A 12,548-nucleotide genomic window follows, 5' to 3' on the forward strand; every position below is an offset into this window, starting at 1 on the left:
CGTATTATCTCGCAGAACGCACTTTCCCCTAGAGTTATCCTAATAGTTGTAGATATCCCCTATTCGCCTTGACAGTTTGTCGCGGTGAGGCTTCACATGAGCCGAATTCTTTTTGCCTTTTCTAATAGAATTAGAAATGGCACCGGTCGTCGTGAGGGGATGCAAATGCGTATTGGTTTCAACCGGCTTTTATCGGCTTTTGCGGTCGCAGCCTGTCTGTCGGCAGTTCCATACACGACACAGGCTGCCGAAACCCGGCGGATAGAGATTACCAAAGATAGTGATTATTTCGGCTTCGACTTGCGTACGGAGAAGAATGTTTCGCTCGACCAGTGCAAAGGCATTTGTCTGGGCGACAATGCATGCCTCGCCTTCACCTATAATCCGAAGGTGAAATGGTGCTTCTTGAAATCTGATTTCAACAAGCTCAATCAGTCCATTGGCTCCATTGCGGGCAAGGTCGTAACGCAATCCGCAGCCGCGCGTGAAGTTGAAGATATCGGTGCCCCACCCAGCATCTCGTTCTTTGCCACCAATCTGGTTGATGAAGCCCGCCGTCTGAAGCGCGAAATCAGCGGCCTTGAAAGCTCTGACAGCCTGCGCGATCTGCGCAATGAAGCAGGCGCTGCTGGCATGAATGGCGATCCGCGCACGGCAATGGAAAAATTCCGCTTGGCTGCCAGCATGTCGCCGGACGAAAGCGAAATCTGGGCCGGATATGCACTGTCAGCGCTTGCGACCGAGCCGTCTAATGGTCAGGAACGCTCCAAATTCCAGCGCGATGCGACGTCGGCCTCGTGGTTTGCCTACCAGACCTCACGCACCAAGGATGAGCGCGCGCAAGCGCTTGCCGTCATGGCGCAGGCACTCGAAAAGCGCGATGCATCGCGCCCGGCCTTGCAGGCTTATGAAGCGAGCCTTGATCTCGTCAATTCCGCATCCGTTCGTGACGCCTATGAAGATCTGAAGGCCCGCAAAGGCTTCCGCATCGTCAATAATACGGTCGATAATGATAATGCCGCGCCGCGCATCTGCGCGCAGTTCTCGGAAGAACTGGTGAAAAGCGGTGTCGATTATTCGAGCTTCGTTACGCTCGATAATGGCGCGCCAAAAGCTGTTGACGCCAAGGACCGCCAGATTTGCGTCGAGGGTCTGGAACATGGCCGCAATTATACGGTGACTTTTCGTCAGGGCCTGCCATCGGCTGTTGGCGAAGTGCTGCCAGCTCCGGTCAATCTTTCGATCTATGTGCAGGACCGCGCGCCATCGGTGCGCTTTACCGGCGACAGCTTCGTGCTGCCTGCGAAAGCCCGTCGCGGCATTCCGCTGGTCAGCGTCAATTTGAGCACAGCCAAGGTCAAGCTCTACCGCGTCGGCGACCGTTCGCTGGCACAGCTTCTCTCCGGCTATCAGTTCCTGCGCCAGTTGGACAGCTACGACATCAGCACGGTTTCCGATCAGATGGGTGCGCCTGTCTGGGAAGGTGAGATCGAGGTTGCAGGCAATGAGCTGAACAAGGAAGTGACGACCAGTTTCCCGGTTGATGAAGCGCTGCCGGAACGCAAGCCCGGCGTCTATGTGCTGACCGCCGAGCCGCTGGTTCAGAAGTCCGATGATGAATATGGCACCAAGGCAACGCAGTGGTTTGTCGTTTCCGACATCGGCCTTTCGACCTATACCGGACAGGACGGCATCAATGTGTTTGCTCGTTCGCTGGAAAGCGCAGAGCCGCTTAAAGGCGTGAAGCTGACGCTGCTTGCACGCAACAATGAAGTGCTGGGCGAAGCGACCACCGACAGCGATGGCCGTGCGACGTTTACGCCGGGACTGACACGTGGCACAGACGGCATGGTGCCAGCGGTGCTGATGGCAAGTAGCGATGATGAGGATTTCACATTCCTCGATATGGCGCGCGCCGGTTTCGATCTTTCAGATCGTGGTGTGACGGGCCGTGCCGTGCCGAAAGCGCTTGATCTTTATGCATGGACAGAGCGCGGTATCTACCGTGCGGGCGAAGTTGTGCATGTAGGCGCGCTTGCGCGTGACGACACCGCAACCGCAATCGATGATCTGCCGCTCACCTTCATCTTTACGCGTCCCGATGGCGTGGAAGATCGCCGTCTTGTTTCCGACAGCAAACTGGCCGGTGGTCATGCCATCGACCTGACCTTGCCGTCGAACGCCATGCGCGGCACCTGGAACGTTTCGGTCTATACCGATCCCAAGCAGCCAGCGATTGCCACGCAGATGTTCCTGGTTGAAGATTTCGTGCCGGACCGGATCGAGTTCGATCTGACGTCTGACAAGCCGGAAATCGCTGTTGGCGAAACCGCCAATATCACCGTGGACGGTCGTTTCCTCTATGGCGCACCTGCCGCCGGTCTTGCGCTTGAAGGCGAAGTCACGCTTTCGACCAAGCGTCAGTGGGACCGTTTCAAGGGCTATTATTTCGGCCTCGCCGATGAAGAACAGGGCGAAGCCACGCGCCTGCCGCTCGATGGCCTGTCAAAAGTCGATGACAATGGCAAAGCGACTTTCCCGGTTACAGTCGATGAAATGCCGTCAACGACGCGTCTCGTAAACGCAGCCGTGACCGTTCGTATGCGCGAAACCGGTGGTCGTGCCGTTGAGCGTAAGATCGATGTGGCCATTCAGCCGGAAACTGATCTCATCGGCATTCGCCCGGATTTTGCTGGCGATGAAGTTCCGCAGGGCGGAACTGCAAAGTTCAGCCTGATCGCCTCTGACAGCAAGGGTGATCGCAAGGCGCTTGATGGCGCACAATGGTCGCTGGTCAAGATCGAGCGTAATTATCAGTGGTATCGCAGTGGCAACAGCTGGAACTATGAGCCGGTCACTTTCACCAAGGCGATTGCCAACGGCAAGATTGACCTTACAACCGATAGCGAGGCTGAAATCAGTCTGCCGGTCGATTGGGGCCGTTACCGTCTGGAAATCGAAACAGCTGATGCTTCGGGCCCGGCCACAAGCTATGAATTCGATGCAGGCTGGTTTGTCAGCTCAACCTCGACCGAAACGCCGGACGGGCTCGAAATCGCGCTCGACAAGGAACATTATGCGGCAGGTGACACGGCAGAACTGAAAATCTCCCCGCGTTTTGCGGGTGAGTTGCTCATCACCATTGGTGCGGAGAAGCTGCTTAAGACAATCACCGCAAGCGTGCCGGAAGGTGGCACGACCATCGATATTCCGGTGGGTGAGGATTGGGGTGCGGGCGCCTATGTAACGGCAACGCTGTTCCGTCCGGGTGAGGCTATTGAAAGCCGTATGCCAGCCCGTGCGATTGGTCTTAAATGGCTGAAGGTCGATCCTGCCGACAAGCAGCTTGCTGTCAAGCTGACCCCGCCTGAAAAGATCACGCCGCGTTCCACACTTTCCATCCCGGTTTCGGTTGAAAATGCGGGTGGCGAACAGGCCTATGTCATGGTCGCGGCAGTCGATGTCGGCATTCTTAATCTGACACGCTATCAGCCGCCGAACCCTGAAAACTGGTTCTTCGGCCAGCGTCAGCTGGGCCTTGAAATGCGCGATATGTATGGTCGCCTGATCGATGGTTCGCTCGGCGTCACCGGCAAGCTGCGCACAGGTGGCGATGGTGGCAATATGGCAGCGGAAGGCAGCCCGCCCACCGAAAAGCTGGTTGCGCTGTTCTCCGGTCCGGTTGAACTCGACAGTGACGGCAAGGCAACAATTACTTTCGACATACCGCAGTTCAACGGCACCGCGCGCGTCATGGCGGTGGCATGGACCAAGAAGGCTGTTGGCCATGCGGTGACCGATGTCATCATCCGCGATCCTGTGGTCATCACCGCTGGTCTGCCACGCTTCATGGCCCCTGGCGATCAGGCCAATATCCGCTTCGATATTGCCAATACGGATGCACCGGACGGCGATTATCGTGTGAGCCTTGAGACCACCGATAATCTCGGTGTTGAGGTTGGCTCTTATCCTGAAAGCATCGCGCTTAAAGGTGGCAAGCGGCAGTCGATCACCGTTCCACTCAATGCTGTGGCCACGGGTGCGGGTGGTGTGACGATCCGGCTTTCCAACGATGCAGGCCTCAATGTTGAACAGGCTTTGGCATTGCCGGTGCGTCCGGTCGATCTGCCGGTCACGAGCCGCCATGTCGTCAATCTCACGGCCAATGGCGGAAGTGTGCGAGTCGATGGCGGCCTTCTGTCTGAAAGCCTGCTTGATGGTGCTTTTGTCAGCGTTGGTGTAACGCGAAGTGCCGCATTTGATGTGCCAGCTTTGTTGATGGCGCTCGACCGCTATCCTTATGGCTGCACAGAGCAGACCACCAGCCGCGCACTGCCGCTGCTTTATTTGAGCGAAATGGCTGCAGGTACGGAAGCGGCAGCGGGTCTGGAAAGTCAGGAAGAACTTAAAAAGCGCGTACAGGATTCCATCTTCCGCGTGCTCAACAACCAGTCTTCGAGTGGTTCGTTTGGCCTCTGGTCGCCGGGATCGGGTGATCTCTGGATGGACGCCTATGTGACTGACTTCCTGACGCGTGCCCGCGAAAAGGGCTATGACGTGCCGCAGCAGGCGATGCTGTCCGCACTTTCTAATCTGCAAAATGCGCTCGGCTATACCACCGACGTCAAGGAACGCGGCAACGACATTGCCTATGCGCTCTATGTTCTGGCACGCAACAAGAAGGCTTCTGTTGGCGATCTGCGTTACTTTGCCGATACCCAGCTTGAAAACTTTGCAAGCCCGATGGCCGTTGCCCAGCTTGGTGCAGCACTTGCCCTTTATGGTGATCAGCCGCGTTCGGAACGCGTGTTCAATGCGTCGCTCCAGCTCGCAACCAGCCAGTCCAGCTACGACTATAATCGCTCCGATTATGGTTCGCCGCTGCGTGATGGCGCGGCAATGCTGGCTCTTGCGTCAGAAACCAAGCCTGCGCCGAAAGTGCTGCCATCGCTGATTACACTGGTCGAGTTCCAGCGCGAAAAGGCACGTTATCTCAGCACGCAGGATCAGGCATGGATGCTGCTTGCAGCACGCGGGCTTCAGGATGACAATGGCGCAATCAGCCTCGACATCAATGGCACAGCGCATCAGGGGGCGTTCTCCGAGCGTCTCAATGGTGCAGCCCTTGAAACGCAGCCGCTGGTCGTCACCAACAAGGGTCAGGGTTCGGTTGATGCGGTCGTCACGGCTGTTGCGGCACCCGCTCAGTCACTGCCTGCGGGTGGAGAAGGTTTCAACATCGAGCGCACTTATTATACGCTTGATGGCGAGCCGGCCAATGTCACCGGGGTCAATCAGAATGAGCGCTATGTTGTTGTTCTGAAAATCGACGATCTGCAGGAATGGCAGTCGCGTCTGCTTGTGACCGATCTGCTGCCAGCTGGTTTCGAGATCGACAATCCGGGTCTTGTTTCCAGTGCCGATCTTGGCAATTTCCCATGGCTTGAAAGCACGCAGGCAGCGCATCTCGAATTCCGCAATGATCGTTTTGTGGCCGCTTTCGATCGCTCTGCAGGCGAGAAGAATCCGATTACGCTGGCTTATGTTGTGCGTGCGGTGACGCCGGGTCTTTACACCCATCCGGCGGCAACGGTTGAGGATATGTATCGTCCGCAATTTGCAGCGCGCACGGCGACAGGCATGATGGAGGTGGCGGCACCGTAAGCCATGATCCCGAAAAGTGGGAGCCGGTTTTCGGACAAGATCATGCTCAAACAAATGAAAAGGCGTTGGAAAATAGCGATTGGCGGTGCCGCGTTTCTCGGCATCGCTGCACTCGGAACCGTGGTCGGGCTTGACTGGCTCGACCGCGCCTATCCTCCGCCTTTGCCGGAACGGCTGACCATTTCCACCGAAGTTATGGATCGCGACGGCGCTTTGCTGCGCGCCTATGCAACGCCGGACGGCTATTGGCGTTTGAATACCCGCATCGAAGATGTCGATCCGAAATTCGTGAAAATGCTGATCGCCTATGAGGACAAGCGTTTTTACGAGCATGGCGGTATTGATTTCACAGCGCTTCTTCGGGCCGCGTATCAGCTTGCAGGGAGCGGCCGTATTGTTTCCGGCGGTTCCACACTTTCCATGCAGCTTGCACGCCTTATTGAGCCCCGCGAAAGCCGCAGCTTCGGCTCGAAGTTCCGCCAGCTGGCGCGTGCAGTTCAAATTGAGCGACGGCTGAGCAAATCTGAAATTCTCGAACGTTATCTGACACTCGCGCCCTATGGCGGCAATCTGGAAGGCGTACGGTCGGCATCATTAGCCTATTTTGGCAAGGAGCCGCTGCGCCTCAGCATATCGGAAGCAGCGCTTCTTGTGGCCCTGCCGCAATTGCCGGAGCGCCGCCGCCCGGATCGCGAGATGGCGAACGCGGTTGCCGCACGGGATCGCGTTCTAAAACGCATGGTTTCGTCTGATGTTTTCACGAGCGAAGAAGCCGAGCGTGCATCGCGTGAGCGCATATACGCTACGCGTCATCCCTTGCCTTCATTGGCCGCTCACTTTGCCGATCTCGCTTTGAAACAGGCACCGACCGAGGCCCGGCATCAGCTGACGCTTAAGAAGTCGGTGCAGGCTGGGCTTGAAGTTGTGGCACGCGAAGCTGCTGCGAAGCTTGGGCCAAAAGTATCGGTCGCCATGGTGCTGGCCGACAGTCGCAACGGCAATATCTTAGGCGAAGTCGGCTCCGCTGATTATTTTGACGGCAAGCGGCAGGGCTGGATCGATATGACACGCGCCGTGCGCTCGCCCGGTTCCACGCTCAAGCCTTTCATCTATGGGCTGGCCTTCGAGCAAGGACTGATTGCGCAGGAAACCATAATCGAAGACCGCCCGCAGGATTTTGCAGGCTATCGTCCGCGCAATTTCGATATGAGCTATCAGGGCGATGTCAGCATCCGTCAGGCGCTGCAAATGTCGCTGAATGTGCCGACCATCAGCTTGCTCGATGCAATCGGTCCTGCGCGGCTCACCACGCGCATTCGTCAGGCGGCGGTCAATCTGCAATTGCCGAAAGGTGAAGCGCCGGGACTGGCTATCGGCCTTGGTGGCGCGGGCATTAGCCTGCGCGATCTGGTGCAGCTCTATACTGGCCTTGCCAATGGCGGGCGAGGGGCAGCCCTTCGTGACGGCACCGAAGGTTCAGAACCTGTGCAGCCATCGGCTCCTATTCTGAGCGAGCAGGCATCGTGGCAGATTGGCGATATTCTGGCCGGTGTCGTGCCGCCGCAAGGTGCGAAACGCCTCGGCCTCGCTTACAAGACCGGCACGTCCTATGGCTATCGCGATGCTTGGTCGGTCGGATATGACGGGCGTTATGTGCTGGGTGTCTGGGTCGGGCGTGCCGATGGCGGCTCGGTGCCGGGCCTTGCTGGTTATGTTTCGGCAGCGCCCATCCTGTTTGAAGCCTTTGTGCGTTCAGGTGTTGCTTCCGTACCGTTGCCGCGTGCGCCTGCTGGCGCATTTCGCACAGCACGCGCCGATCTTCCTGTAACGCAGATACGCTTTTCATCGAGCAGCGATCCGCTGCCGGTTCTCAAAGCCACGATTGAGCCTGCACCGCGTATTGTCTTTCCACCGGATGGCGCGCATGTAGAACTGAAAGCCCTGACCGACAATGCATCGCCGCTGGTGCTGAAGTTGCAAGGCGGTCGCGCACCGTTTCGCTGGCTTGCCAATGGCAAACCCATTGCTGAGATTGAGCGGAGGCGGACAACAAACTGGCAACCGGATGGAACCGGTTATTCAACATTGACTGTGGTTGATGCTGCCGGGCGAGCCGCCAGCGTCAAGATTTTTGTTGAATAACAGCCTATTGAGCAGCTTCCGATAGAACGGCGTCTACCGCAGCTTTCTTCTCCAGCGACATGACTTTCAAATTGCCGGAAAACAGGATGCCGGTTATCGGAAGCACCGGTTCCGCAGGCAGTTCCTCGTGGTGAGCACTGTCTTTGGGAACATGCAGCTTGTGCTCGGTTCCGCCTTCAGCACCTGACATGACAAGCGCCACATTCCCACGTGCATCCAGCAATTTCGTGCCATACAGAAACTCGAAACTCAGCATCGAAACGAGGAATTTGTAGGTTCCGTCGCGTACACCGCCCTTCATCATTGCCGCGCGATGCACCTCCCCGCCTATCGCCACATCCAGTGGCGGAATACGCGGATCGCAGACATAGCCAAGTGCCAGCAACTGTCCGTTATCAACCTCAAAGCGCATCCTGTCCGCACCAAGATCGAGCGCCGAGATCGAGAAGCGGCGATTGCTGTATTGGACCGGAACGCGACCCAGTCGCTTGCATAACTGCTCACCGCTCAGGGCACGCGCATTGGCGAAGTGGTCTGGATCAATGGCAAATGGCAGTGCTTTAGGACGATGTGGAACAGACAAGGCCGGTTCGAGAACATCGGCAATCAAGTTCGCAACAATGGTCGTCGAAACAGGGCGCGCATAATGGCCCTGATCAAGATAGAAAGCCGGATTACTGACGACATCACGACCATATTGCTGCATCAGCATTCGCGAAACGTCGGCTGAGATCGTTCCGTACCATTGCGAGATGTAATTGATGCCTGCATCAATCGATGGAACAGAATTCAGAAACGAGCCATTGCGCGCGCCAAATACAAGTGTTGCAATCCGCAAATTCGGGTTGCGTTCAAGCGCGTAACGAATGATCCCTTCGTAAAACCTTGCCCAATGGCGAAACGGTCGCCGTTCATCGCCATAAACGAAGGCGTCATTGATCGCATATTCGATCAGCAGCAGCTCGCACTCTTCGAGCTGTTCAAACTGCTTGAGCTGATAAAGGCCAAGCGCGCTGGTCGTTCCCCCGACCGCAAGATCAGCAACGACATCTAGCTCCACCCCGCGTTTCGCCATCGTCGACAGAAGCGTCGGCAGATAGCCGGGCAGCATAACAGTGTTGGAACCACCAATAATTACAGTCTTGAGTTTCATTTCGTCACCGTTGCAGCCTTACCGGCTGGCGTCAGCGAACCGCAACGCCACACACCGTAAGTGCTTGCATCCCAATCAAAATAATAAGCGGCTGCGATCTGGCCGCTATCCATCATCTGGCGGAAGCGGTCGCGTGCCTTCTCGACCAGTTGTTCGCGATTATTGTCATTGGCTGGACAGGCCTTTGATGTATTGGCGAAGCCCCATTCCGTGATCCAGCAGGGCTTGCCATCAGTACCGCCGCAGAACGAAAGCGCGTCGTTGATATGCTTTGCACGTGCTGCCCGCGTACCGCTGCTTCCCGGATAGATGTGAATGCCATAGCCGTCAGCAGCACCATCGAGACCATACTTCTTGAGAAGATCGGTAAAGTCGCCGGGTTCGACAGTGTCTATCCCGCGCCGGTCGGCATCGATGAAGGGGATATCAGACAACCCCGCAGATACGACCTTTGCCTTGGTGCTGTGCCTGGTTTTTGCCAGCTCCACCCGGACAATGCGTAAAAGTTCAACGTATTTCTCCGCACCTTTTTCGACCAGAGGAAGCTCCTCCATCTCGCCTAAGGAGCGTGCGGTCTTCATCTTTTCCTTGGGCAGGATGGCAAGATCGCCATTATAAGCCCCCCAGTTGATCTCGTTTCCGGGTTCCACGGCCACCAAAGGTACACCCAACGCATCAATCTTCTGCAAGGCATCTGCAACCGCTTGCTGAAAGCGCTCCGGAGATATGTCGGAAAGCCGATACATATCCCATATGCGCCCGCGCCCGGAACGAGGCTTGGTTCCTTCAGGATAGAAGTCTGCATTGTTGAGCGATATTTCGAGCAGGATGGCCAGGCCCTTCTCATGTGCAAGACGCACCGCATCAATGCTTTGATCGAGCGGTCGTGTGAGTGACAGCCGAACCGCCACCACACCGTTCTCAACCATCTGATCGAAGATTTGCTCGCGCTCTGCCGGCTTGAGCCAGGCCATATTGACCCGGTTGACGCCAAAGCGCGTATCGGCAGGGGCACCAATAGGCGCGATAGCTAGCAAGGCAGCACCAAGCAAGGCTACGATTGCCGGTTTCTTGCCCCTGACGCCCTTGCGGCTTTTCATCATCGGATACCGATATCCTTCAACGCGCCATTGAAATTGGCCTCGCATTCCGAATAGCGGTTGATGGCTGCAGGTACGTCTATCTTGGAAAGGAAGTCGCGCAGATAAGCTTTCTTCTGCGGTTCACGGTTCCAGACGCTCGCCTCAATATGCGGAAAGCCGATAAAACCGAGCATCTCCCGCATGCGATCATCGACGGCAATCATCAAGCCCGGAACGCCGGACTGCATACCGATGATTGTGCCATGGAAGCGACGGCTCAGGCCGAAATCTTGACTGGAAATCCAGCTGCGCCATTTGTGCGTGTCGAAGAACACCAGCAACTCGTTCTTGCGCTGCCATTTTTCCATATGCTTGTAATCGACAGGTGCAGTGATGCGGCTTGCGGCCTGATCATAGGCTTCGGAATGATCTTCGCCAGCCATATTCATATTGTAGACGATGACTTCGTCCTGAATGACGTAGCTTGCAACACTATCCTTTTCGAGCAGCGCATGAGCATCGACTATCGTATCTGCCACACTGCCGAGATAACCGCCGAAGGAGATCTTCTGCGCATCGGCCAGCGTTGGATCTGCAAGGCGGGTCAACGAGCGCTTCATCTGGTCCGGCGCATAGTAAAGCGATGGACAACCTGTCGGACGGACATATTTCATGCCCGCATCTTTGAGAAACTCCTCGGTAAAATGCCCGCGCGTGAGGAAGAAACTCTCCTTGCGGCGCAGAATTTCAAGGAATCGGCGCGTGCCTTCCGGCAACTCCGCTTTCAGATTTTCCTTCTTCTGAATACCGATGCCCATGACCACAATTGGCATATTCAGCTTTTCAAAGACGAAGGATTCCGTCGTTGCCGCATAGCCGGGACGCAAAAGGTTGGCTGAGGCAAACAGGCAGAGATCGAAGCTTTCGTTCAACTTCGCATAGGTATCCGGTGAGTTGAGGCTGTTAGCCAGATGCCAGAACGGTACATAGGTAACATCGTGGCCGCGCACGGCGTTCGCCGCGCCCTCGCCGATAAGGTAATTGCCCGTATTGGCAATCTTCTTGACCTGATCGATCACATCCTTCTTAGTCCGGATGGGCTCGAAATAGGGGCGATGCTTAACACTCGCCCCGGACACACTTTCGACGGTCCGCATCAGATATGACGGAATGCCGGTGATCATTATGCGCATGGTGATCCATCTTCGCTGGAGTTGAGGCATGTCTCCCAAAAGTGGGAACCGGTTTTGGGAGACATGCGAGTAACAAAAATCTGAAGCCTGCTTCAGACCGGCTTGGATCGAGAGTTATCCAATGCCGATTTCTGAAAGCACGCTTCGGAAATTGCGTTCGCGCGCCGAGTAGTTTTCGATGACTTCGGGAATGTTCATCGCGGCGATGTGGTCGCTCACGAATGCCCTCCGGTCATTGGCCGCATTAAGATCACGGGCATCGATCTTCGGCAGACCGGAGAAGTTCAACATCTCGCGCATACGGTCATCGACGGCGACCATCAGGCTCGGCACACCAGCCTGCATGGAGATAACATTGCCATGGAACCGACGACCGAAGGAGAAATCCATGGTCGAGCACCAGGCCCGCCATTGATTTGTATCGAGGAAGGCGTGAACGCTGATCTTCTTCTTGAGATCACCCGAGCCCTTATAGGTGAGTGGACCGACAAGTTCGCCAGTGGTGGAATCGTAGGCGCGGCCATTGGCATCGGATTCAAGTTGCATATCGAAATGCAGAAGTTCGTCCTGAACCACATAGGCTGAACGGCCATCATCAGAACTCAGCGCATTCATGTCGCCGATGGTTTCAAGTTCTGCCCCCATATATCCGGTGAAGACAGTGCGCCCCTCACCCACTTTCACATCCGGCAGACGGCTGATCGCCTTGCGCATATTGTCCGGGCGGAAATAAAGCGACGGACAACCGACCGGACGGACATAGGAAAAGCCCTGATCACGGAGATATCCGGCTGCATTTTCACCGCGCGTGAGAAAATAATGTTCGCGGGATTTGAGAACGTCCAAAAGCTTCTTCGTGCCCGCTGGCAGGCCGTCTTCACCCTCAATGTCAGGACGGTTCTGGATGCCTATACCAAGCATCACCACCGGCATGTCGAGTTTGGACAGAACGAGCGCTTCGGCATCTGCCGACAAGCCCTTGCGCAGAAGGTTTGCGCAAGTGAAGACGCAGATATCAAATTCCTTGTTGACCTCTTCGAGACCAGTTCCATTGTTCACGCAATTGTAGAGATGCCAGAACGGAATGTGCTTGGCTGTCGGTAGCAGCGCCGTCATCGCGCCTTCGCCGATTAGATAATTGCCCGTATTGCTGATGTTCTTCAGCTCCTGGATGAAATTATCCCTGGATTCTGAATCACGCTGTTTTTCCGAGTAATGGACCTGCGCTTTATCCGCACGTTGGATAAGGCGCGTCAGATGGCTCGGAATGCCCGTGACAAGGATTCTTGGATTGGTTGGGCGGCTCATAGGTCG

Annotated in this window: 6 protein-coding genes; 2 read left to right on the top strand and 4 right to left on the bottom strand. The window is 56.1% G+C overall.

Annotated elements, in window-relative coordinates; translation table 11 throughout:
• Nucleotides 1-159 precede the first annotated feature (159 nt).
• Nucleotides 160-5,664: an alpha-2-macroglobulin family protein gene (locus tag F9K91_RS14515; RefSeq protein WP_151678046.1), complete on the top strand. Its 5,505-nt coding sequence runs from the start codon at nt 160-162 to the stop codon at nt 5,662-5,664.
• Nucleotides 5,665-5,706: 42 nt separating this feature from the next.
• Nucleotides 5,707-7,806 (top strand): penicillin-binding protein 1C, encoded by a 2,100-nt coding sequence (gene pbpC, locus F9K91_RS14520; RefSeq protein ID WP_151678047.1) that lies wholly within the window; start codon nt 5,707-5,709, stop codon nt 7,804-7,806.
• A 4-nt stretch (nt 7,807-7,810) separates the two neighbouring features.
• Here pbpC and F9K91_RS14525 read toward each other — a convergent pair whose 3' ends face one another.
• The 4 genes from F9K91_RS14525 to F9K91_RS14540 form a co-directional block, all read right to left on the bottom strand.
• Entirely contained in the window at nt 7,811-8,959 is a 1,149-nt protein-coding gene (locus tag F9K91_RS14525; protein ID WP_151678048.1) for an SGNH/GDSL hydrolase family protein, read from the bottom strand.
• Nucleotides 8,956-10,059: a glycosyl hydrolase gene (locus F9K91_RS14530; protein WP_412842167.1), complete on the bottom strand. Its 1,104-nt coding sequence runs from the start codon at nt 10,057-10,059 to the stop codon at nt 8,956-8,958. The genes F9K91_RS14525 and F9K91_RS14530 overlap by 4 nt, the downstream gene beginning before the upstream one ends.
• On the bottom strand, nt 10,059-11,234 hold the full coding sequence (locus tag F9K91_RS14535; RefSeq protein ID WP_151678050.1) for a polysaccharide pyruvyl transferase family protein: 1,176 nt from the start codon (nt 11,232-11,234) through the stop codon (nt 10,059-10,061). Before F9K91_RS14535 ends, F9K91_RS14530 begins: the two co-directional genes overlap by 1 nt.
• Before the next feature lie 114 nt (nt 11,235-11,348).
• Nucleotides 11,349-12,542 carry a polysaccharide pyruvyl transferase family protein gene (locus tag F9K91_RS14540; protein WP_151555823.1) on the bottom strand — a complete coding sequence of 398 codons (1,194 nt, stop codon included), beginning with the start codon at nt 12,540-12,542 and terminating at the stop codon, nt 11,349-11,351.
• Nucleotides 12,543-12,548: the final 6 nt, after the last annotated feature.

Source organism: Brucella tritici, assembly GCF_008932295.1.
Classification (GTDB): domain Bacteria; phylum Pseudomonadota; class Alphaproteobacteria; order Rhizobiales; family Rhizobiaceae; genus Brucella; species Brucella tritici.